This window comes from Salipaludibacillus agaradhaerens (genome assembly GCF_002019735.1).
GTDB lineage: Bacteria > Bacillota > Bacilli > Bacillales > Salisediminibacteriaceae > Salipaludibacillus > Salipaludibacillus agaradhaerens.
The window spans coordinates 1729500-1753548 of record NZ_KV917378.1 but is presented as its reverse complement, the minus strand read 5'-3'; the positions used below and the strand labels follow the sequence as shown (position 1 = coordinate 1753548).

The 24049-nt window shown below is 37.7% G+C and carries 21 protein-coding genes and 2 pseudogenes; 17 read left to right on the top strand and 6 right to left on the bottom strand.

From position 1 onward, the window contains the following. Positions 1-296: 296 nt before the first annotated feature. The 3 genes and pseudogenes from BK581_RS08330 to BK581_RS08320 form a co-directional block, all read right to left on the bottom strand. On the bottom strand, positions 297-791 hold the full coding sequence (locus BK581_RS08330; protein ID WP_078577735.1) for a hypothetical protein: 495 nt from the start codon (positions 789-791) through the stop codon (positions 297-299). Positions 792-891: 100 nt separating this feature from the next. Continuing rightward, positions 892-1362, bottom strand: a complete 471-nt coding sequence (locus BK581_RS08325; protein WP_078577734.1) for a DinB family protein — start codon at positions 1360-1362, stop codon at positions 892-894. Between the two features lie 159 nt (positions 1363-1521). After that, positions 1522-2533, bottom strand: a pseudogene (locus tag BK581_RS08320) (S66 family peptidase). Positions 2534-2647: 114 nt separating this feature from the next. Between BK581_RS08320 and BK581_RS08315 the strand changes: the two are divergent. Then, complete coding sequence (locus BK581_RS08315; protein ID WP_078577733.1) at positions 2648-3214, top strand: maltose acetyltransferase domain-containing protein; 567 nt, start codon at positions 2648-2650, stop codon at positions 3212-3214. A gap of 292 nt (positions 3215-3506) precedes the next feature. On the opposite strand, the gene BK581_RS08310 is transcribed toward BK581_RS08315, so the two are convergent. Next, positions 3507-4529, bottom strand: coding sequence for an SEC-C metal-binding domain-containing protein (locus BK581_RS08310; RefSeq protein WP_078577732.1), 1023 nt, complete (start codon positions 4527-4529; stop codon positions 3507-3509). A 295-nt stretch (positions 4530-4824) separates the two neighbouring features. Here BK581_RS08310 and rlmD point away from each other — a divergent pair, with 295 nt between their 5' ends. The 14 genes from rlmD to nikE all read left to right on the top strand — a co-directional run bounded on the left by rlmD (position 4825) and on the right by nikE (position 18516). Then, on the top strand, positions 4825-6204 hold the full coding sequence (gene rlmD / locus BK581_RS08305) for a 23S rRNA (uracil(1939)-C(5))-methyltransferase RlmD (RefSeq protein ID WP_078579893.1): 1380 nt from the start codon (positions 4825-4827) through the stop codon (positions 6202-6204). 246 nt (positions 6205-6450) lie between these two features. Continuing rightward, entirely contained in the window at positions 6451-7002 is a 552-nt protein-coding gene (locus BK581_RS08300; protein ID WP_078577731.1) for a hypothetical protein, read from the top strand. Positions 7003-7090: 88 nt separating this feature from the next. Beyond that, the gene (locus BK581_RS08295) at positions 7091-7627 is read left to right on the top strand and encodes a restriction endonuclease (RefSeq protein ID WP_245828963.1); all 537 of its coding nucleotides are present in this window, start codon (positions 7091-7093) and stop codon (positions 7625-7627) included. Between the two features lie 437 nt (positions 7628-8064). Beyond that, positions 8065-8922: a PhzF family phenazine biosynthesis protein gene (locus tag BK581_RS08290; RefSeq protein WP_078577730.1), complete on the top strand. Its 858-nt coding sequence runs from the start codon at positions 8065-8067 to the stop codon at positions 8920-8922. A gap of 348 nt (positions 8923-9270) precedes the next feature. Continuing rightward, the gene (locus BK581_RS20560; RefSeq protein WP_169837618.1) at positions 9271-9507 is read left to right on the top strand and encodes an NUDIX domain-containing protein; all 237 of its coding nucleotides are present in this window, start codon (positions 9271-9273) and stop codon (positions 9505-9507) included. A gap of 213 nt (positions 9508-9720) precedes the next feature. Next, complete coding sequence (locus BK581_RS08285) at positions 9721-10485, top strand: class I SAM-dependent methyltransferase (protein ID WP_407690331.1); 765 nt, start codon at positions 9721-9723, stop codon at positions 10483-10485. Between the two features lie 315 nt (positions 10486-10800). After that, the gene (gene lepB / locus BK581_RS08280; protein ID WP_078577729.1) at positions 10801-11388 is read left to right on the top strand and encodes a signal peptidase I; all 588 of its coding nucleotides are present in this window, start codon (positions 10801-10803) and stop codon (positions 11386-11388) included. A gap of 87 nt (positions 11389-11475) precedes the next feature. Beyond that, on the top strand, positions 11476-12396 hold the full coding sequence (locus BK581_RS08275) for a hypothetical protein (protein ID WP_078577728.1): 921 nt from the start codon (positions 11476-11478) through the stop codon (positions 12394-12396). 299 nt (positions 12397-12695) lie between these two features. Continuing rightward, positions 12696-13175, top strand: a complete 480-nt coding sequence (locus BK581_RS08270; protein WP_078577727.1) for a hypothetical protein — start codon at positions 12696-12698, stop codon at positions 13173-13175. Positions 13176-13405: 230 nt separating this feature from the next. Continuing rightward, on the top strand, positions 13406-15031 hold the full coding sequence (gene nikA / locus BK581_RS08265; protein ID WP_078577726.1) for a nickel ABC transporter substrate-binding protein: 1626 nt from the start codon (positions 13406-13408) through the stop codon (positions 15029-15031). Between the two features lie 17 nt (positions 15032-15048). After that, positions 15049-15993: a nickel ABC transporter permease subunit NikB gene (gene nikB / locus BK581_RS08260; protein ID WP_078577725.1), complete on the top strand. Its 945-nt coding sequence runs from the start codon at positions 15049-15051 to the stop codon at positions 15991-15993. After that, positions 15990-16823, top strand: a complete 834-nt coding sequence (gene nikC, locus BK581_RS08255) for a nickel ABC transporter permease subunit NikC (RefSeq protein WP_078577724.1) — start codon at positions 15990-15992, stop codon at positions 16821-16823. The genes nikB and nikC overlap by 4 nt, the downstream gene beginning before the upstream one ends. A gap of 15 nt (positions 16824-16838) precedes the next feature. Then, the gene (locus BK581_RS08250) at positions 16839-17639 is read left to right on the top strand and encodes an ABC transporter ATP-binding protein (RefSeq protein ID WP_078577723.1); all 801 of its coding nucleotides are present in this window, start codon (positions 16839-16841) and stop codon (positions 17637-17639) included. A gap of 55 nt (positions 17640-17694) precedes the next feature. Next, positions 17695-18516: a nickel import ATP-binding protein NikE gene (gene nikE, locus BK581_RS08245; protein WP_078577722.1), complete on the top strand. Its 822-nt coding sequence runs from the start codon at positions 17695-17697 to the stop codon at positions 18514-18516. A gap of 556 nt (positions 18517-19072) precedes the next feature. Here nikE and BK581_RS08240 read toward each other — a convergent pair. Both BK581_RS08240 and BK581_RS20275 read right to left on the bottom strand, forming a co-directional pair. Next, positions 19073-21154 carry a beta-glucosidase gene (locus tag BK581_RS08240; RefSeq protein ID WP_245828960.1) on the bottom strand — a complete coding sequence of 694 codons (2082 nt, stop codon included), beginning with the start codon at positions 21152-21154 and terminating at the stop codon, positions 19073-19075. Further along, the gene (locus BK581_RS20275; protein WP_245828957.1) at positions 21072-21371 is read right to left on the bottom strand and encodes a hypothetical protein; all 300 of its coding nucleotides are present in this window, start codon (positions 21369-21371) and stop codon (positions 21072-21074) included. Before BK581_RS20275 ends, BK581_RS08240 begins: the two co-directional genes overlap by 83 nt. 742 nt (positions 21372-22113) lie before the next feature. On the opposite strand from BK581_RS20275, the pseudogene BK581_RS08235 reads away from it, so the two are divergent. Both BK581_RS08235 and dcd read left to right on the top strand, forming a co-directional pair. Continuing rightward, a pseudogene (locus BK581_RS08235) lies at positions 22114-23304 on the top strand (GTP-binding protein). Between the two features lie 17 nt (positions 23305-23321). Next, complete coding sequence (dcd, locus tag BK581_RS08230; RefSeq protein WP_078577721.1) at positions 23322-23879, top strand: dCTP deaminase; 558 nt, start codon at positions 23322-23324, stop codon at positions 23877-23879. The last annotated feature ends 170 nt before the right edge of the window (positions 23880-24049 follow it).

Below are 24049 nucleotides of genomic sequence, written 5' to 3'. Positions count from 1 at the left end.
TGGGTGCTTTAGCGTTGCCGTACATGTTAAACTTCCTCACAAGAAAGAAAAATAGGTAGAATTCTAGACCTATTCTATCATGGTAGAAGGGCCGCACTAATTTCCATTTCTATAATCATGAAAGACACCAAAAAGACTAAACGGCCTTAGCACTATGGAATATAGAGCTAAAGCCGCCTAAATCATTATTATTATTTCCACTGTCTACTTGACATGGAGCAGTGCACATCAAAAAGATGGCCTTTCCAATATATTTCATGCGAATTACGTTCCAAGTAGTACACTTATACATCTTCTTACGATTGACTTAAAGAACGGTCGCTATTTCTAATAAAAAACATAATAATCGGTATTCCTAAGCCAAAGGAAAAAATACTTGCTAGCAACAAGGGAAAAGGGTACCTTGTATACTTATCGTATAAAAGGTGAGCCGCGTAAAAAATGACGACTAAGCTGGCGATGATGATAAACTGTCCAAAAAAAGGGATGAAGTTGAAGATAATGACACCCACACCTGCTCCTACTAGCAAATGAGGCAGGCTTTCTGCCCAGTTTTTACTACTTTGCCCTTTAATGATTTGCCCCCATAAAAAAAGGTTGACAAAAGGTACAAATGCCCGCCATGTATTGTCGAAACCTTCGCGGTTAGCAAGTCGCCGCAGCCCTAAGCCCCCCAATATATAGATGACAATAAGTCCGATGCCAAAAAGTATGATAAAGCCCAATAATGCTAGAGCTCTCGTATGCTCTTCTGAACCGTCAGACAATAACCCTGAAATCAATTCGATCACGCTGTTCACGTCCTTTTCTAAGTTGCAAAGAGAGTTAATTCCTCCCTTTATCTCAATCTGACGTTATCACCAAACGGTAGGAGTGTCAATGTCCCGAGAGCTACATGGAACGTTGGAGCTTTCTAATATACACTATTTGCCCGATATGATAGGCGTTATGAGAACTCATATTTCCAATTAACGACCACCATTCCGCATGGACGGGAAACCCTTCTACTTTTTCCATCAGCTGTTTTTGACTCAATAATGATGGCCATCGTAACAAACTAATTAATAATTGCTCCTTCAATTCATTAAAATGACACTCGGCTGGGACATGAAAGGTATCTTTATTATTCTCAAGCGATGGGACCGTTGTGACATCTTTATTGACGTAACGTTTTTGCCACGTGTCATTCCAAAAAATAAGGTGCTGAACGACCTCTGCAATACTGTGGCAATGGGAAGACGGTTTCCAAAAAGCCTCCTTTTCAGTTAACCCTTCAACGGCTTCTTGAAAGGAAAGATACCAGCTTCGATCGTTGGCATTGGCGAGTAATTGTTCTATTAAACTATCATATGGTTGAGACATGTTTTTCTCCTTTCTTTATCTCAGATAACCGTCCGTAAAGCGCCCTGACCAAAATAGAGAAGAGCGACATAGGCGTGAGCTAATAGCTGTTAAAGTCCTGATTCACGCAACGACGAATCAGTGAAAAAGAACACATATTTTTCTGATTGAAGGTTCGTTTTATTTAAAAGATTGGGTAACGATTCCTTGACCGTTATTAAAGTGGATTGTGGCAAAGGCACCATTTATAAGAGTTAGTTGAGGAGGCAAATGCCCGCAATCAATAAAAGATAGGGATAGCAAGTTCAGTAGAAAGCGTTCGGTAAAGATCTATTAGTTCATAATCTCTCTCGATTTTTTGTGCAGAGCTCCGACCAAACATGATGCCGTTGCAATGATCAAACCAGCCGGCAAGCTTCATTTGAATAAGTGTCCTATGCAATTGTGGAAGTGATAGCTCGCAATTTTCAAAAAACCAAATGATGTTCTTACTAGGAATGTAGTTGTTAACAAACTTATTAACATCTCCATATGGTGTCCCCATAAGGTGTTTCACTGTATCGATACAGCCTCCAAGAAGATGTCCTTCTAAAGTTTCTGGCTGACCACTAGCAGATTTCCAAACTGTTTTTTCTGTTAGGTGAAAAATATGAGGAGTAGGATTATCGAATTGCCACTCATGTTGGTAGTGATTAGATGACATTTGTGTAATTGACGCCCCAGGGGGTGTCTTTAAAATATCTTCCCACATAGCGGTCGTTTCATCCATCTCGGTTCCTCTCAAATCTATGAAGTTAGTGCCGTGTGCGGTGGCTAGCCCAGTGTGGAGAGTGATAGCTAATAATAGAAGACTAGTATCAGAGTAGCCCAATACCCATTTTGGTTGAAACTTGTTAAACTCAATGAAAGGGAGTATGTCGATCAGGCGCTCACCACCCCAAGGCGGTATGATGATGTCAATATGATGATCCTGCATCATAGCATTGAATTCTGCTGCACGTTTGATTGCCGATGCAGAGGTGAGATTCTGCTGTGTCCATGCGGTATCACCGACAGTGACTTTGTATCCTCGCTCCGTTTGGCGCTTAATCGCCTCGTGTAGGAGATGGTGTAAAGCGTCAGGGACACCAGAAGATGGGGCAGTAACACCGATATGAGCATTTTCTTTAAGATTTGGCGGATAGGTTATCACACGTTATCACCCCTTTTTATAAAAAATATGCCTTTAGTTTACCATACATAGTGATGTAAACTTGTAAGGGATTTAGCAGTTGGACATTCATCTTGATGGTTGGAGGTAAGCTAAATGACAGAAAAGGAAAAAATGATCAAGGGAGATCTCTATCATCCTGAAGATCCTAAGCTTGTAAAGGAGCGAGCCTTGGCCCGCCAGTTGATACGCGAATTTAACGATACGCCTGAAATAGAATATGAGACTCGGACAATGATAATAAAAAAGCTATTTGGTTCAACAGGTGGCGACATAAAGGTTGAGTCTACTTTCCGCTGTGATTACGGCTATAACATCCACGTTGGTACCAATTTCTATGCTAATTTTGACTGCTTAATTTTGGATGTATGTCCCGTGACGATTGGAGATAACTGTATGCTTGCACCAGGTGTCCATATTTACACAGCCACACACCCGCTTGATTCGATTGAACGGCGATCAGGCTTGGAATATGGAAAACCAGTTTCTATTGGTGACAACGTCTGGATTGGCGGACGGGCTATTATAAACCCAGGTGTGACTATTGGCAATAATGCGGTTATTGCTTCTGGTGCCATTGTGACGAAAGATGTGCCGATGAACACGGTCGTTGGCGGAAATCCAGCTCGTGTTCTGAAGAGCATTAATCTCTCATCATATTAATAGTGATAGAAACTTTTGGAGAGGAGATACTACTTTTTTACAGTGAAAAAGAAAATGTCCACTTTCATATGACAGCTTTCTTTTGATACACGTATATTTATCACAGAACTCAAAATAGAGAGAAGAGCTAACTCACGTTAGGTGGGAGCTAACGGCGGCTAATGCCCTGATTAAGGCAATGATCAATTGCGGGGAAAAACGAAAACCCCCACTGATTGAAGTTTAGCTTTATAGGAAATGATATGCCAAAGCAGCATCTAGGACAGTTTTTCTGTCAAGATGCTGCTTTGGTTTAGAGCTGTTCGTTTAAGCTTTTATATCGTGTACCGACTGTGCCAGATGAGACACTATATAAATCTGCCACAGCTTTTTGGGAAAGTGCTGCGTCAGTTTGAAGGTGTTTACCGAGCCAATAATGTAAGGCAGCTGCATACGTTTCAGGCTTTTGAATACGCGGTTTTTCCTCTAATGTGTAAGTAATCCATCGTGCTTTTGTTTCTAAAAAGATAGGATAGGAGATATGTTCCCAATCAAGTCTGTCATAGAGTAATGCCAGCACCGCTTGGCTGCTTTCAGGCAGCTTGTCTTCACTGTGTAAGGCGTCCCCTTTTGCCACAAATACGGCGATTGAATGAAGGACTTCAGGGAAGTGGCGATCAAAGAGTGTCGCTTCATCAGCGTTATTCTTTAACACCTGCACCATAGTAGGCCATATACTAAGGAATTTACTCGCTAAATAGGCAGGAACTCCAAGAGCATCGTTGCCTAATGCATGTCCGTCAGGAGCTGGATATAAGTAACCGATGACGGAATCATTTTCATGTAAGTCAGCAGAAGCCGGTGTTTTTCCTAAAGTTAACGCGTCCTTATTAAAAGCGTGTTCAATGACCATCGTTTTCTTGTCAGCATATGTCACGTTATAAAATGCAGGAGTTAACGTCTCCCATTTCTGCAAAAAGCGTTGAAAAGTCTCTGAGTAAGTATGAGTATATGTGTCGATATAGCTAGCTAACACAGTTTTATTTCCATCAAGTAACGGGTAGCTGAAGAGTAGCCAGTGGAACATAAGTTGCGAGAATACTTTCGCATCCTTTGCCGGCAAAATATTAAAGCTGGCCACATATTTTTCATAAACGGGCTGAAGTACGTCATCAAACTGTTTACTATAGTCAAAAACCCGTGGTAAAAGCTCATTGAATGCTTTTCGGTCAAGAGGAGAAAAAGCCGGAGCTGCTTGGACTTTTAGTAAACAACATTTTTTATATTTCTTGCCACTGCCACACGGACATGGTGCATTTCGTTTAATGGTTGCCATTTTGTCACCTCATAAAATAGTCATGTTATTGTTCTGTATTATAGGAATGTTTAACATAATAGAATGTAACCTGCGATGTTATTCGTCTAATAGTTGGAGGCTATGTCGCACGACTTGAGCAAAACAATTGTTATAATCGCATTGCTTTAATATGTTTTTGTTCCCATATACATTATCGTCACAATCGCTAAAATCTTAACTTATCTATCATATCAGTAACGCAGATTTTTTCAATAGGGAAGGTATGGTACAATCAAGTGCAGACCATTGATACATGGAAAGGAACCGAATGACCATGAGTAAACGAGAGACACCAGTGAAGAAAAACGATGTCCTTAACGTGACATTTGAAGATATGACGCACGATGGCTCAGGAGTGGCTAAAATCAACGGCTTTCCGCTGTTTGTTAAGCGAGCTCTGCCAGGTGAAACAGCGGAAGTGAAAGTGATCAACGTTAAAAAAAATTACGGGTTTGCTCGTCTAATGACGTTGAAACAAGAAAGTGAAGCACGAGTAGAACCGCCCTGTCCAATTTTTAAACGGTGTGGCGGATGTCAACTCCAGCATTTAAGCTATGAAGGCCAATTAATGTACAAGCAAAAGCAAGTGAAAGATGTATTGGAACGAATTGGCGGTCTAGGGGATGTCTTAGTTCATCCGACGCTTGGGATGGAGGAGCCATGGCGCTACCGAAATAAAGCGCAAGTGCCAGTTGGCGAACAAAACGGAGAGATAGTAGCAGGCTTCTACGCTGAACGCAGTCACCAAATAGTCGATATGCCGAACTGTGTTATCCAGCATGAGGACAATGACAAAGTCGTTCAGCTTGTGAAAAAATTAGCGAAGGACTATGGTATTCGAGGCTACGATGATCATACCCACAAAGGTACATTGCGCCATGTGGTAACGCGCCATGCCAAACAAACCGATCAGCTCATGGTGGTACTCGTAACAAAAGGGAAAGAGCTACCGAATAAGAAAAACTTAGTTACAGCGTTGAAAGAGGCGCTTCCTAATTTAACTTCCGTTGTGCAAAATATTAACCCGAAGCGAACGAATGTGATTTTTGGCGATAAAACAGAAGTACTTTGGGGTGAAGACGTGATTTATGATACGATTGGAGATATTAAATTCGCTATCTCTGCCCGGTCTTTTTATCAAGTTAACCCTATTCAAACGAAAGTGCTTTATGACAAGGCATTAGAATACGCCCAGCTCACCGGACGTGAAACGGTGATCGATGCGTACTGCGGTATCGGTACGATCAGTTTATTCTTAGCCCAAAAAGCGAAGCAAGTGTACGGCGTGGAGATCGTTCCTGAAGCCATATCTGACGCTAAACAAAATGCCAAACTCAATCATATTAATAATGCAGAATTTGTTGTAGGGGAAGCAGAACGAATTATGCCATGGTGGCAGGCACAAGGCCTTAAGCCAGATGTTATCGTCGTTGATCCACCGCGAAAAGGCTGTGACGAAGCCCTTTTAGAAGCCATGGCCGTTATGAAACCGACACGCATCGTCTACGTATCCTGTAACCCAGCCACACTAGCCCGTGACCTAAAGTTCCTCGAACAACGGGGCTACACGACACAAGAAGTCCAGCCAGTGGACATGTTTCCGCAGACGGGGCATGTGGAGTGCTGTGCGTTGCTTGTGAGAGTTGATAAATAACATGTAAAAGTGAGATAAGAGCCTTTTTAAGCATTTAAAGGGCTCTTTTGTTATTAAAGAATAATAAAAAACTGAACTAATTTATTATGTTTCCTTCCACTTTTATGTAAAAAATTATAGTAATATTAAAGAAAATGTAGACTAAATATTTTAGCCGTTATTCAACTAACGCAGCAGTTTAGTTTAGGAAAAACATTTACAAATTGATAAATCAATAATACAAAAAACAGATACTTAGGTGAAATTATGTTAGTTAGCAAGTTAAATTTATTAAGAGCATTTCCGGTTAAATTACAAGAAGATGTAATGGTTGTTTTAAATATGATAAATGAAATAGAAAAACTTGATTTCTTGGGGTGGTTTGAGGTTAATTTTTCGGGAAGTGTGTTAAATATTCCTGAACGAATATATTATGATGAACCTTCACTATCTCATTACAAGTCATTATCAGAAAAACAACAAGTAATATTAAATTGTCTATTTACTCGTCATCACAACGGTTATATTAGAGAACAAAATTTAAAAAGGATAATAGAAAAAACTAATGGCTACAATTGGATAATTCCTTATTTAATGCGAATAACTGGTGAGTATGTAATTGAAATCTTACAAGTGATAAAAGTAAATCTTGATAAAGTTGATAAAGGTAAAATAAAAGACTTTATAAACGAAAACCCCATTTTTTGCAATACAATAGAAAGTAGAGTAAGCAGTTACTGGAATTGTTATTACCGAGTTATATATCCAAACAAAAATAAATATGTTGGATTTAAAATCATTGAGTATTTCAAATCATAATCTGCTAATCGTATTGAAGTAGTATTGGTTATAACTAAAAAGTCGAATTAACAAAACATATTATGAATAAGTGGAAAGTAGGAGTGATATGGGTTTTTTAGAATCTTTCAAAATGGGCTTAGATTTATTTTGGTCATTATTAACTGCTGACCCTGTATTAACAATTTTTATTCTATTATTCTTTTGTGGTTCTTTGTTCTTTGTATTTATCATTAATACAATAACGGAACAAAGACTTCGGAAATCTGGGATTTTAGAAATTGATAAAATGTCAGGGAGAAAGTTTGAAGAGTATCTTCAAGCCTTGTTAAAAGCGAGAGGTTATTATGTTCAATTTACACCAGCAAGTGGCGATTACGGAGCTGACCTTATCTTAACAACAAAAGGAAAAAAAATAATTGTTCAAGCTAAGCGTTACAAGAAAAATGTTGGAGTAAAAGCAGTACAAGAAATAGCTTCAGCTAGAAATTATTATAGAGCTGATAATTGCTGGGTAATTACTAATAGTTTTTTTACAGAACAAGCCAAGAGATTAGCAAGTTCAAATCAGGTTAGGTTAGTAGATCGTAAGCAGTTAACGAATTGGATGATACTGGAGGGGAAAAGGAGAGAAAGGGCTCAGTAGATCAAAAGGAATATCATCACATAAGAGAAATTGTAGTTTCCAAAGATGGTACGTGTCAATCTGATAAATATGAACATGTTCACGAAAAGCTTACGGACAAATTGTTCAAGAGTACGAAGAAAGTGTTAAACGGATTAGAATTAGGTATCATAGAAAGTTAAATATAGATTTCGAATATAATAGTATTCAGCATTATGAATATATAGTGTTTTTTTTATAGTATCCTTCTTATTTTTTCCATGTTTGTTATCTCTTGTGATAGTTGGATGACTGGGGGGTTATTCTCTTCTTCTACATACCTAAACAGGAATAAATATGTGATTGGCCATCACAATCAGGTCAAGTTGAACCTCACAATTGTTAAAATGGCCGAAAAACTGAAATGATTATAGTTAGGCAAAGATACATTTATATCACTTAATAGAGGAGAATTGAAATTGTTATATTATGTGATTGATGCTTTTACAGAAACAAAATTTGGTGGTAAGCCAGCAGGTGTAGTGATCTATGAAAATTTAGACGAAAAGTTTATGCAGAAATTTGCTGCAGAAGTTCGCTTTTCAGAAACAGCATTTATTAAAAAAATAGACAATAAAACGTTTGAAATAAAGTTTTTCACGCCGACTTCACAAGTTGAACTTTGTGGACATGCTACCATTGCATCCTTTAAAGCCCTATTGGACAGCCGTGCTATTGAAGATAACAACACATACTTTATGAAAACACTCGCTGGTACACTTTCTGTTGAGTTGAATCAATCATTTATAATGATGGAGCAAGCTAAACCTAAGCTAGGAAAAATATTTGATGATTATGAGTGTTTGTCGAACCTTTTTAGAATTGATAAATGTCAGATAGGAAGTATAAATTTCAATCTAGTACCTCAAGCTGCAAGCACTGGTCTTTGGGATATAATGCTTCCAATTAAAACAAAGGAAGCTCTGTATGTTCTAAAACCTGACTTTAAAGCACTTTTGGAATATACAAAGAGTAACATAGCGGGGGGAGTCCATGCATTTACTCTTGACACAATAAAAGGTATAGCAGAGAGTAGAAACTTTTGCCCACTCTATGGTATTGATGAGGAAGCCGCAACAGGTACTTCGAATGGGGCCTTAACATATTATCTATTTAATAACCACGTATTAAATAATTTTAATCAAGAGTACTCTTTTCTTCAGGGGTATAGTATGGGCAGACCTTCTAATATCATTACAAAATTAATTAATAAAGATAATCCAAGAGTTATGGTAGGCGGGAAAGCAATTATATTAACAAAAGGTAAGCTATACTAAACGTCATCTTCATATGCCAGATATAAGAAAACGGATAGCCACAAACGGGTGCTAATGTTGAATAAACAAGACAAAAAAATTATTTACTGCACAGTACAACGATACGTTCTACAGTCGAGTGCGTTGGTGGAACGCATAGCCTAATTGGGCGGTAAAAACAGAGGAGAGTATGACATTCTTGTCGAGACTGAAATCGATGGATTTGTATCAAGTAAGGTAGTTACTTAAGCTTATTGTAATGGCCACTTGAGTGCAACAACTGATGTTAAAATAGTGAAGACCGTGTAATGGGATTAAAAAGTAGCGACACTTTTTGTGGATAGCCAAAGAATAATGATGTCGTGATTATTGATAGTAGAGGACAATGAAAATATAGTGGATACGCTACATCGTGAAATATTAGAGGAAACAGATTTGTCGAACCTTAAACTTGTTAGAAAAATTGGTGTTCATAATTACTATAAGCCTATTAAGAGAAATGTTGGAAGATATGACTTCCTACTTTTGGTACTATCTGACACTTTAGGCTTATGGGAACATCATGAATGTGATAGAAGAAGACAAAGATTCAGGAGTGTATTTTGAATATAGGTGCGAATTTAATAAATATTGATGGGAACTGAGGAGTATTCTCTCATCAAAATACATACTTGAATTATTCAACTAATCGTTATTCTGGTTGACTAAATAGTTTAGGTTTTGTAGAAGGTTTTTAAGAACTGTGCCGGGAATATGAGGGAGATAACCGAATTATTAAAGTATGGTATGGAGAAAGTTAAGGTAATGAAAAGGGGCGTAATGGTGAAGGCGAATATTGGTACCGAAGAAGCAATAAAAAGATGGAATAGGTTTGCGGATACGTATTCAGCAACTCATACCGAACAAGGAGACATTCATAAAGAAGTTTTTTTAAATCCGACTTTATTCTCACTTATGGGAGCTGTAAATAATAAGAAAATTCTAGATGCTGGGTGTGGAGAAGGATATCTAAGTAGAATGTTAGCTAAATCTGAAGCCAAAGTAACTGCTATAGATTATTCACCACGAATGCTAGAAATTGCCGAAGAAAGAACTCCAAAAGATTTGAAAATTGATTTTAGGCATGGGAACTGTGAGACATTGAACTTTTTTGAAGATGAGGTTTTCGATTTAATAGTATCCAATATGGTTATTCAAGACCTTGCGAATTATGAAAAAGCTTTTCAAGAAATGTATCGGCTGTTAGTAGATGGAGGTTGTTTTATTTTTTCCATTTTACACCCTTGCTTTGTAACGCCAGAAAGTGGCTGGGAGAAAACAAAAGAAGGTAAAAAGTTGCATTGGAATGTAGATAAATATTTTTATGAGGGGGCATATGAACAACCCTTAGGTGATAAAGAAAAAATGATATTATTCCATAGAACGTTAACAAGTTATATAAACTCTTTAATTAAAACAGGCTTTGTTTTAGAAAGTATAGTGGAACCGAAGCCATCAATAGAGATGTTAAAAAAATATCCTTCTTTTGAAGAAGATTTTAGGTGTGCTGATTTTATCGTTTTTAAATTAAAGAAGAAAAGCTAAAGAATATTAATGCACACGTATCATAAGAATTTCGATATAGTTATAAAAAATTCAAATGAAGAGGTTACCTTAGAAAAATATGAAATATAATCTTTACTAGGTTCTAGCCTCGGCCTGACTCATTGTTTCAGAAACTATTTAAGCGTTAACGAACAACTAATGTCTTGATGACTTAACGACAAATTATATAAAAGTTAGATGAAAACGGCACTGAATGAAGGTTCGTTTTATCCCACACTTAAGGGGCAGTAAAACCCCCACTGATTGAAGCATAGCTTTATAAAATTTGATAATTATTTTAAAGGAGGAAAAGAATTGTCTAAAATAGTTTCAGAAGTTGTGAGTTGGAGTAAAGCCCTTTTGTTTGCAATAACGTTATCGATCATATTAAGTGCATTTGTCATTCAGCCTTTTTCAGTTATGGGGAGTTCAATGGAGCCAACGCTAGATGGAAAAGATCCAGACGAAGATAATGAAAGTGGAGACCGTGTCATGGTGTTAAAAAGCAGTTATACTCTTGGTGGAGAACCAACGTATAACGATGTTGTGATTATTGATAGTCGACTAAGCAAAGAAAGAACGATGAAGGACAACTTATTTGAAAGTCCTATTGTGAGGAAGATTTTGGACAGCGATTATAATGAAACAAATTATTGGATTAAAAGAGTGATAGGAGAACCAGGTGATTTATTAGAATACATAGATGGTAAAATCTATCGTAACGGAAAGGCATTAGAAGAGGACTATATAAAGGAAGGCATGCTGTTTCCTTTTGAGACAATTGAAGTGCCAAAAGACCACGTTTTCGTAATGGGTGATAATAGGAATTATAGTCATGACAGCAGAGATATAGGTCCTATTCCAATTGAAAATATTTTAGGAAAAGTTTTATTTAAATACTAACCGAATGAATGTCACAATTGCATTTTCAACACGATTATGATTAACGCGAAAACACCCATACTGTGCCAGTCAAATGAGAAAGAGACCGTGAGTGACGTGAAAACGGCGATACTGCGCCACTCAAGCGAGGAAAAACTCGTGAGTGTCGCGAAAACGGCGATACTGCGCCACTCAAATGTGGAAGAGACCGTGAGTGACGTGAAAGCGGCGATACTGCGCCACTCAAGCGAGAAAAAACTCGTGAGTGTCGCGAAAACGGCGATACTGCGCCACTCAAATGTGGAAGAGACCGTGAGTGACGTGAAAGCGGCGATACTGCGCCACTCAAATGAGAAAGAGATCGTGAGTGACTTGAAAACGGCGATACTGCACCACTCAAGCGAGAAAGAGACCGTGAGTGACGTGAAAGCGGCCATACTGCACCACTCAAATGAGAAAGAGATCGTGAGTGACTTGAAAACGGCGATACTGCACCACTCAAGCGAGAAAGAGACCGTGAGTGACGTGAAAGCGGCGATACTGCGCCACTCAAATGAGAAAGAGACCGTGAGTGACGTGAAAACGGCGATACTGCACCACTCAAGCGAGAAAGAGACCGTGAGTGACGTGAAAGCGGCGATACTGCGCCACTCAAATGAGAAAGAGATCGTGAGTGACGTGAAAACGGCGATACTGCACCACTCAAGCGAGAAAGAGACCGTGAGTGACGTGAAAGCGGCGATACTGCGCCACTCAAATGAGAAAGAGACCGTGAGTGACGTGAAAACGGCGATACTGCGCCACTCAAGCGAGAAAGAGACCGTGAGTGACGTGAAAACGGCGATACTGCGCCACTCAAGCGAGAAAGAGACCATGAGTGACGTGGAAGAGGCGATACTGCGCCAGTCAAATGAGAAAGAGACCGTTAGTGACGTGAAAACGGCGATACTGCACCACTCAAGCGAGAAAAAACTGGTGAGTGGCGCGAACCCCACTTTCATGGACACTCAAATGAGAAAAAGACCTTGAGTGTCGCAAAACTAGAAGAAAAGGACTTTTTTTGCCAAGTAGGTTTACTAAATATTATAAGTGTTTTTAATATATTAAAGTTTATTATAGGTAAGCGTCCGTAAACCTCTCGGCTCAAAATAGAGAGGAGAGCTAACTCTATTTAGGTGGGAGCTAACACCCCCCTAATGTCCTGATTAAAGGTTCGTTTTATAGTCATAATAGACTTTATAAGTAAAAATTTTTATTAGAACGAGGAGTTTTGATGACTAACCTTGCAGTAATTAAGAAGGGAAAGTATCATAAAGGGGCTTGAAAAATTGGATACAAACGCTTTATTCTATAAAATTAACAAAAGAATGGTTACTACAGAGGATTATGTGAAATGGTCATACTGTTTAATTGAAAATAATGTATCATCGCCTTCTCTACATATCATTGCTTCCTTTTCATTTAGTGAGAATGTGTTTGAAGTAGAGGCGTATTTTCATAGAACGTTGAAGGAACTGAAAATACAGGAGCCTAGTTTTGAAACAAGTGCAAGGAGCTATATTAGTTTATTGGCAAGAGAAATATTACAAGCTAATGAATCAGAAATGTTCGATTTAGCTAAAAGAATTTTTTGCATTGTAGGGACTGAGTTATCATATCCTAATGATTTGCTCGAATGGTACGAAATTAGCGAAATGGTGGATAGACTAAAATATGATAATGAGCCTTTGGAGTTTAATAAAGTGGATGTTATATCAAAAATTAAAAGTGAAGCAACTTCTTATGTGGAATCATACAACATTTGTTAGGCCTTATTTGTGTTGTGGAAGATTAAATTTTAACAAGCTAGAGTTAATAGAATAACTGACGTTAACAAGAAAAGCTTAAAGACTAAAAGTTCTTTAAGCTTTTTTCTATGTAACATATCTGAGTTATAATGTGCATTTTTCTCCCATTGTCAAATTGTTATTGACAGTTGAATGATCGATTTCTATAATTGATAATGATTATCATTCCAAAATAGAGAGGGTAAATGACGATGGCAATACATAGAAAAAAACACCAAGCTTTATCTATAATTGTATTTATCTTAATTTTATCAATAACTTTACTAGGTTGTACAAGCCAATCAACAGGAGATGCATCTAATTCTGATGAAAATAAAAATAAGTTGACTGTAGCTTGGCCTAGAGACATAGGGGAAATGAATCCACATGTTTATAACCCATCTCAATTATTCGCACAATCGATGATTTATGAACCGTTAGTTAGCTACGAAGAGGGAGGAGAATTAAAACCCCACCTAGCTGAATCATGGGTCATTTCTGACGACGGAAAAGAATATGTCTTCACATTACGTCAAGATGTTGAATTTTCTGACGGTACACAGTTTAATGCTGAAATTGTAAAAAAGAACTTTGATGCGATATTAAAAAATGTTGATATTCATGGCTGGTTAGGGTTTATTCCGATGATCGACCAAACAGAAGTGGTGGATGAATTTACGTTTAAATTAACATTAACAGAACCCTACTATCCGACCATTCAGGAGTTAGCTGTCGTACGGCCAGTTCGATTCCTAGGAGAAGCGGGTTTTCCTGAAGATGAAGATACGTCCAAAGGTGTAGCCGAATCAGTTGGGACTGGGCCGTGGGTACTGGATGACTATAAAGCAGATGAATTTGCTACGTTTAAACGTAATGAAAACTATTGGGGTGAGATTCCAAGTGTAGAGGAAATCAAAGTGAAAGTGATTCCTGACGCTGAAACACGGGTCTTGGCTTTTGAAAAGGGAGATGTAGACCTCGTCTATGGTGAAGGGGTTATCAGTTTCGATTCGTTTATACAATTAGAATCAACAGGGTCATATGAAACGAGTATTTCTGAGCCGGTGGCTACTAGACAACTCGTTATGAATACAAATGTGGAACAACTTTCTGATAGCCGAGTACGTGAAGCATTACATTATGGGATTAATAAAGAAGCATTGGTTGAGGGCGTGACTTCTGGATTGGAAGAGAAGGCAGACTATATTTTATCACCAAACTTGCCTTATACTTCAAATGTGGATGTAACCACGGTTGACTATAATATTGAGAAAGCAAAGCAATTACTAGATGAAGCCGGCTGGGAGCTGCCAGAAGGTAAAAATATTCGTGAAAAAGATGGTGAACCACTTGAATTTGATTTAATGTTTAACTCTGCTGAATCGATTCAAAAGACAATGGCAGAAGCCTTGCAGTCTGAATGGGCGGAATTAGGTGTGAAATTAAATATTGACGGCGTTGAACTAGCCACTCAAGTTGAAAGATTCGGTGAAAATGAGTTTGATATGAATTTCTATAGCAACTATGGTGCGCCATATGATCCTCATACGTTTGTAAACATCGTAGCTACAGAAGGTTTTGGATTTAATGAAGCTATTTCAGCCTACCCTAATAAAGATGAGATACTGCAACAAATTGAGGCTGTTAAACAAACAACTGATGAAAATGAGCGTCAAGAATTATATACCTCTATTCTAGGTTCGTTACAAGAGCAAGGTGCTATTGTGCCTATTTCATATATTAGTAACGTTGCAATCTATCAAAAGAATGTGTCGAATTTTACATTCTCAGCCAATCGAGATGCACACCCATTTGAAGGTATTGCGATTGAAGAGTAAGGGACAGGAGATTTTTTATGGGCAATTACATTGTGAAGCGAATGATGACAATCATTCCAATCTTTCTTTTCGCTACTTTATTAACATTTGGAATGATTCATTTATCACCAGTGGATCCAGCAGAAGCCTACTTAACTGCTGCACATATTCAACCAACAGATGAGATATTGGCCCAAAAAAGACAAGAGTTTGGTTTAGACCAACCTCTTCTTGTACAGTATGTGAATTCCGTTATTCAGATATCCAAGCTTGACTTTGGCGTATCTTATGTAACGAATAAACCTGTATGGGAAGAGGTATCTTCTCGCATACCAGCAACGATCCAGTTAACTGTAGGAAGCCTTATCATTGCGATCCTAGTTAGTGTCCCGATTGGCTTTTTAGCTGGACTAAAGAAAAACAGTGGAATCGACCATTTTAGTCGATTTCTTTCCTTTTTTGGTGCCTCTATACCTTCTTTCTGGTTTGGCTATTTATTAATTTTTTTCTTCTCTGTAAGATTGGACCTTTTTCCGGTAGAAGGAATAGGGACATGGAAGCACCTCGTTTTACCATCTTTAACCTTGGCGTTACCTTTAATTGCTTTATATACGCGCTTACTACGAGCAAGCGTACTCGAAAATTTACAAGAACCCTATGTCCTTTATGCCCGTGCGAGAGGACTACATGAAAAAGTCATAATGGGGAAATACCTCTTAAGAGTGGCTATTTCTCCTATGATTACAGGGCTAGGGATGAATTTAGGAATATTGATGACGGGTGCTATCATTGTAGAAGCAGTCTTTTCATGGCCAGGGTTTGGGCGGTATTTTATTGAGGCTATTTTTAACCGTGATGTGCCAGTTATTCAATGCTATGTCTTACTATCAGCAGGTTTATTCCTTATCAGTAATTTAGTTGTTGATCTTATCCAAATGTATATTGACCCACGTATTTCAAGAAAAGGAAGGCAACTACGATGATTGCAAGGGCTCGTGCCATAGTAAAAAGTCAAAAAGTAATCGTTTTTAGTTCATTAATATTGCTCGTACTATTCTTTATCATGATCTTTGCTCCGTGGCTTGCACCCCATGATCCTACTACTGTTAATCTGGTTCATAAACTTCAGCCACCTTCTCTAGATTATCCATTAGGAACAGACCATTTAGGAAGATGTACATTATCACGTATTCTATATGGTGCAAGAGTATCACTCGGTTTTGCTACATTAATTTTTCTCTCTGCTTTAGGTATCGGTTTGATCATTGGACTTATTGCGGGTTTTAAAGGTGGTTGGATCGATCAGGTGTTAATGAGATTTGCTGATGGTGTAATGGCATTCCCAAGCCTGTTGCTTGTGCTTGGGTTAGTTGGTATATGGGGTGCTGGACTTAGACAAGTCGTATTAGCGTTAATTTTTGTACAGTGGGTCTATTATGCCAGGATAATCCGTGGCGTTGTACTAAGCTTGAAAGAACAGAACTATATCACCGCTGCTAAAATAACGGGTTCTTCACAATGGAAGATTATGACGAAACATATCATTCCTAATGTCCTTCCACCACTAGCAGTAATGGGAACATTAGAGATGGGGTGGGCAATCATGCATTTATCTTCCATGTCTTTTTTAGGATTAGGTGTGCAACCCCCTACACCAGAATGGGGAGCGATGATTCACGAAGGAAAGTCTTATATTAGGACACATCCCTCATTGATGATTTATCCAGGTTTAATGATTATGCTAGTTGTCGTTACCTTTAATTTATTAGGTGAATCACTATCTGAACGTTTTGGGATTAAACGGCGATATTAAAGGACTGAGACTATAATGGAAGAAAAAGACCAAAGTATTTTACGAGTCAAAGACTTATCGGTGCAAGTGAAAACAAAAGACTGTATGGTGCCGCTTGTTCAAAACGTTCATTTTGAAATTGATCAGGGGAAGATACTTGGACTTGTTGGGGAAAGTGGCAGTGGAAAAACGGTTACAAGTATGGCAATTTTACAATTACTAGATCGGGACAATGTTGATATACAAGGGAGTATGACATTAAAAGGGAAAGAATTAAATGGTCTGAATAATATGCGGGAGATTCGTGGTAAGGACATTGCCTTTATTACGCAAAACCCGATGAATGCTTTTACCCCTGTTTTTACAGTTGGTCAACAGTTTGTTGAAACGATTAGAGCGCATAACTATTCATTAACTAAGAAGGAAGCTAAGGAACTAGCCATTGACGTGATGCGCGATGTCAACTTGCCCGATCCTGCAAAAATATTAAAGAACTATCCTTTTCAATTGAGTGGGGGGATGCTTCAACGTGTCATGATTGCGATGGCTGCTTGTTTACATCCCACTGTTATTATTGCTGATGAACCTACAACTGCTCTTGACCTTCATAATCAATTATTAGTCCTTCGACTTTTAGATAAAATTCGTTCCGAATATGGTACTTCTATTTTACTTATTTCTCATGACCTTGGCGTAATTGCAGAAATGGCGGATGATGTAGCCGTGATGAAGCAGGGAAAAATTGTAGAAAAGGCAAATGTGTTTGATTTATTTGACCACCCACAACATGAATACACTAAAAAGTTGTTAAGAACAAGGCCTACCATACAGGTTTAACGATAGACTATCACCGTATAGTGAATGAGATTTTATTTTATAAGGGATGAGAACAATGAGCTTATTAGAAGTAAAAGAAGTCTATCACAGCTACCAACCTAAGAGGTTTTTAATAAGGAAAGGTCAATCAAATCGTGTACTTAATGATATTTCACTTTCCATTGAACAAGGGACATGTTTAGGATTACTTGGTGCAAGTGGGGCTGGTAAAAGCACATTAGGGAAAGTTATTCTCGGTATACAGCGTCCTCAGCAAGGACAGGTCTTGTTCCAGGGACATGATATTTATCAGACAGATAAGCATACTCAGCGAAAACTGCGCCGTGATTTACAAGTTGTGTTTCAAGATTCATATTCATCTTTTAATCCTCGTATGACCGCTGAACATATCATTCGTGAACCATTAGATAATTATGAAAAACTATCCGTAAGTGAAACAAAAAGAACGGTTATTTGGCTGTTGGAAAAAGTCGGTTTAAGCGAAGGTGATCTAAAGAAATACCCTTATCAATTTAGTGGCGGTCAATTACAAAGGATAAATATTGCTAGAGCCATCGCGCTTAAACCAAAGTTAATTGTACTAGACGAATCGGTTAGTAGTTTAGATATGGTGACACAAACCCTCATCTTAGAATTGTTACGTGACTTAAAGGATGATTTCGGCTTATCTTATTTGTTCATTACCCATGATATTAAAGCTGCTTTTTACATTTCAAATAAGCTGGCGGTACTGGAAAAGGGGGCACTCATTGCACATTACGAGTCAAAAGATCAATTTTTCAAATCCAACCATCCTGCTGTTAAACAAATGAGAAATGCGATGCTTGCTGAACATCCGCGAGATCGTTCAGTTACTAAAAAGACGAACGTGGAGTAACATAAACTGAAGTACCCATGCTAATTTGTATTATCCCAATCAATAGATTTTACATTTTAGTTTCTTCAAAGCCGTCCTTCAGAATTTCTTACAAATGCTCGTTAGCGAAGTAGAAGAGAAGAATGGACGTTAAATCACAAACTGGTCTCAACATAATTGTTTTTTAATTGAATTGGATGTCATCATTCAAAATAAGGTATCAACATTCCAATATTGCTTGTGCACCTTCACTTCAAACAGACGCTTTCCCGAGATTGGTGGATGGCATATCAACACCTCTTATCACGGATTCATTTACTGACAAAGGGCAGAAAAAACGTCAGGTAACAAAATATGATATTCTCTCGACCTCCAAATGCTTTAGTAACAGTCTACGTTTTTTCTTAATCTTGCACCTTACTTCAACATAAATGGCCAGAAGCCTTGTGACTCTCACTTTTAAAGTTATTCAGCAGTATCTAACTAACAATGCTAATTTTCACTTAGTGACGAGTGATTTAAAGGGAACCCATGTTTATGATACATTCAGATATTTTCTGCTTTGTATTAGGATATATCATTTTGAAAGTTTGTTAATTTCTATTTTTGGTTTTAATATGTCATTAACTTTTTCAACCAACATATCTTCTTCCACTTCGAATATAACCGTTTCATAAATATTTTCGGATGAAGCGCCTACCTTTATTTGATATGGCCCTTTTTCGACCACCCAAGCAGATCTTTCTTCATCAAAAGATGCTAGGTCTTTAAGACCAAGTTGAAACTTTAATGTGTCTTTTTCTTTAGGTTTTAATTGTTTTGTTTTCCCGAAAGCTTTCAATTCTATTGCTGGCTTTTCTAGTTTATTATCAGGAGCAGAGAGATAAACTTGTACCACTTCTTTACCAGAAATATCTCCACTATTTTCAACTGTGACAGAAACCTTTACTTCATCTTTGGATTTTTTAACTTTTACTTTAGGAAAATGAAAAGTTGTGTAAGATAATCCATAACCAAATTCGTAGGCTGGCTCAATATCAAAGGTTGTAAAATAACGATATCCCATAAATATATCTTCTTCATAGACCACTTTCTCTGGGTTTTCCTCAGGAGTACCTGGGAAATTCTTAGCTGATGGTACGTCGTTGTATGCCATAGGGAATGTGGTAGGAAGTTTCCCTGAAGGATTTACTAAACCAGATATTACATCAGCAACGGCAAAACCTGCTTCTTGTCCTGGTTGCCATGCTAATAGGATAGCATCGGGTTTATCCCGCCAACTGGCTACCTCAATAGGTCCGCCAATATTAAGGATAACAATCACTTTTTTTCCTGAAGCGTGATATTCATTAGTTACGTTAGTAATCATATCTTGTTCACGATCAGTTAAAAGAAAATCACCTTTTTCGTTCTTTCTGTCTTCAAATTCACCTGATATTCTCCCGATTACGACAACTCCAACATCTGTTTCTTTTACGGTCTTTTTAATTTCTTTTGCTTTAAGAGGTTTTTCAGGGATTGTTGGGATCTCTAGTCCAAATTCACTTCCTAAAACGCTAGGTTTAATTTTATATTCTTCCTGATGCCTTAATGTTGTTATATAACTTTTATAGCTTTGAAGAAGATCGTTATTCACGGTAAATCCCCGATTTTTTAACCCATCGGCTATCGATATTGTATATGGTGCATTAACATACCCGCTACCTGTCCCACCTCTAATTGTTTCAATTTGTGAATTACCAAATAAACCTATTTTTGCATTTTCATCTAACGGTAAAGTCTTATGTATATTTTTTAGTAAGACCATACCTTCACTACCAGCCCGACGTGATATTTCGGCATTTTTTTGCAGATTCGGATTATCTGAATGTTGATATCTTTTAAAACTAGGAGTTTTAACTAGTATATTTAGAATTTTCCTTATGTTCCGATCCAATATACTTTCATCAAGTGTCCCATTTTTTACAGCATTCATGATCTCTGTAATATGATCTCGATCCAATATTTTTTCATCAATAGTACTATTTTTTAGAGCATTCATAAACTCTGTAAGAGTAATTGAATCACCAGGCATGATTAAATCATTTCCAGCAATCATTTGCGCTATAGGATCTGTACCTGCAAACCAGTCAGTCATAACAAACCCTTTAAAATCCCAATCGTCTCTTAACACTGTTGTCAAAAGTTCCTTATTTTCAGAGGCATGAGTACTATTTACTTTATTGTAAGCACTCATCACCGCCCACGGATTAGCTTCTTTAATAGCTATTTCAAATCCCTTTAAATACAATTCTCTTAAAGCTCTTTGTGATACGATTGTATCGATATCCGTCCGATTAGTTTCTTGGTTATTAGCTACAAAATGTTTAATTGTTGCGCCAACATCGTTTGATTGAACCCCATTGATATAGGAAACTGCCATCTTACCTGTTAATAAAGGATCTTCCGAAAAGTATTCAAAATTTCTCCCGCCTAATGGGTTGCGGTGAAGATTTAATGCAGGTGCCAATAAAATATCTAACCCATATTCTTTTACTTCATTCCCAATAGCCTTTCCAACTTTAGTGACTAAATTCTTATTCCAAGTTGATGCTAGTGAAGTCTCGATTGGAAAGTGTGACGCCAACAGCACCTGCAATGTCTGCTTTTGGATTTCCAATGGGGAACCCCCTACCAACAACCATTTTTGCTTTTTCTTCCAACGTCATTTCATTAATTACTTTTTCTATTGATTTTTCATTCGTTAATTTTGGTGACTCTGAGGTGTTAATTTGATTACTTGTTGCTGCAAAAACAGAGATATTTCCTGCCCACCCACATAAGAAAAATAAAATAATAATTAATATTAAAATAACTTTCTTTTTTCCATATAACATACTATTCCATCTCCTTGTTTAATAAGAAAACTGAATAATCCATTTATCTACCAAAAAATAATGCATTCCGAGTAAACTAAATTATTCGTGATAGAAAATCATTCCTATTTTTTAAAAAAGTAATATTCCACAACCACTATGTAATTATCCATGATTAAATTTGCAAAATAAAAAGGTTGAACGCAGATAAAATCTATATAAGCGGGGAATATAGTCCTGATTTACTCAACCTTCAATCAGTGGGAGAAGTACGATAACTCCTACTGATTGAAGGTTCGTTTTTATTTCAAATAACATAAATCGTAATAATTACTATTTACATTTAGGGCAAAACGTTATATAATCCGTAATCATTGTGATTTAAAAGGTGCATGATATCTACTTTGCTTTAAGGGAAGATACGACATTGGCTTCGTAAAATAGGTTTGACGGGGAGAGAGAGTTACTTCCTGTAATTACTGGTTTGGTTGTACGCCATGGCAGTCATGCAGACAAGAAGCTGTAGCAGTTGTACTCGAACGTCATGCCTGTCGATGATCTCATTTTTTCGGAAAATTTTTATTCTAGTTTACTTGGCTTCGACTTTATCCGCGTGTCTTGTGATGTTATTGACGATTAGTAGAGAGCTTATCTTGAAGGCGTCATTGTCGATTGTATGGAAGCAGATGCTGACAAGTGTAGTAAGTACAGCTGTTGTTGCACTCGGGTTATATTTCTTATGACAAAAAAGGAGGAGTAACAAATGAAAAGGATACCTGTTACAGTACTGAGTGGTTATTTAGGGTCTGGGAAGACAACATTATTGAATCATCTCTTACATAACCGAGATGGCTTGAAGGTAGCGGTCATTGTCAATGACATGAGTGAAGTCAACATTGATAGTGAGTTAGTTCAATCGCAAGGTGGTTTTTCACGTACAGAAGAAAAGTTAGTCGAGATGTCTAATGGTTGTATTTGTTGTACATTACGAGAAGATTTATTAGTAGAGGTTGAAAATCTCGTGAGGAAAGGCGATGTGGATTATATTTTGATTGAATCGTCAGGAATTAGCGAGCCTGTTCCTGTTGCACAAACTTTTTCTTATATTGATGAAACGATGGGGATTGATTTAACAACATACTGTCGCTTGGATACGATGGTTACGGTCGTGGATGCCAATCGCTTCTGGCATGATTTTGGCTCTGGAGACAGCTTACTTAGCAGAAAACAGGCAGTTGGGGAGGAAGATACTCGAAATATTGCCGATTTGTTAATTGACCAAATTGAATTTTGTAATGTTCTTGTTTTGAATAAAACAGATTTGGTGAAAGAGGAGGATTTACAAAAGTTGGAGCAAGTTATTCGTAAGCTACAACCTGAAGCAAAAATCATTCGTGCGCAGTACAGTAAGATAGAGCCAAACAAGATATTAAATACTCAATTGTTTGACTTTGAAAAAGCTAGTGAATCAGCTGGATGGTTGAAGGAGCTCAATCAGGGGATAGAAAATCATACACCAGAAACATAGGAATATGGCATTGGTTCGTTTGTATACACGTCAAGGTTACCATTCCATACCGAGCGTTTGATGAGTTGGTATCAAGGCTTACCGAAAGAGGTTGTTCGGGTAAAAGGTGTCATGTGGTGTGCGACACACCATGATACAGCTTTATTACTTTCACAAGCAGGTCCTTCTGTGCAGGTTGAACCATTAGCCTATTGGGTAGCATCACTACCAGTGGAGCAGAGAAAGGACATATTAAGGCATAACCCGGAAGTCCAAGACTCATGGGATCCTGAATACGGTGATCGCCATACAAAGCTTGTGTTCATTGGCATGGATTTAGATGTTGAACAAATAACTAGCGACTTGGAACATTGTTTATTGAGTGAAGCTGAAATGAACGAAGATTGGTCACAATTGAAAAATCCATTTAATTGGCGAATTTCATAATTAAGGAGAGATAACAGGTGATTTTATCGGGAGAGACACTTAAACAATCAATACATGAAGAGCGACTAGTGATTACGCCATATAAGGATGATAGTATCCAACCGGCTTCTGTTGACTTGCGTCTGGGAGAAAATTTCTTATTAGTTGATGACATGTCTACTCCTTTTTTATCAATCGACGAGCCCGCAAGCTATCATGAAATGCGAGTAGCAACTGGGGAAATCATGACGATTCCACCTCAGACCTTTATGTTAGGAACAACTTTAGAGCAAATTCGTTTGCCTGACGATTTAACGGCCTTTGTGGAAGGAAGAAGCTCAATTGGAAGACTGGGGGTCTTTATTCAAAATGCTGGATGGATCGATCCAGGCTTCGCTGGTCAAATCACGTTGGAATTATTTAATGCGAACCGTGTCCCTGTTCAGTTGGAAGTCGGTATGCGTGTTTGTCAGCTTGTCATAGCGCAAGTGGATCAAGTGACAAAAGGCTATAGTGGAAAGTACTTATTTCAAGAAGGCGCCACGCCTAGTAGAGTGTATATGGACGATGATAGAAAGGAAGAAAAGCGTGAGTAAAAAAATGTAGGAATCAAGTGGCTATGGCAAGTCAATAACATCAGAAAACAAACACCTTTCCTAAGAGAAGGGTGTTTTGTTAATTGGCGAAAAGAAGTTTAGATATAACTAATTTTAAGGCACTGTGGAGCATTGTTATTCACACCAAACAAGCTCATATGTTATAGGCA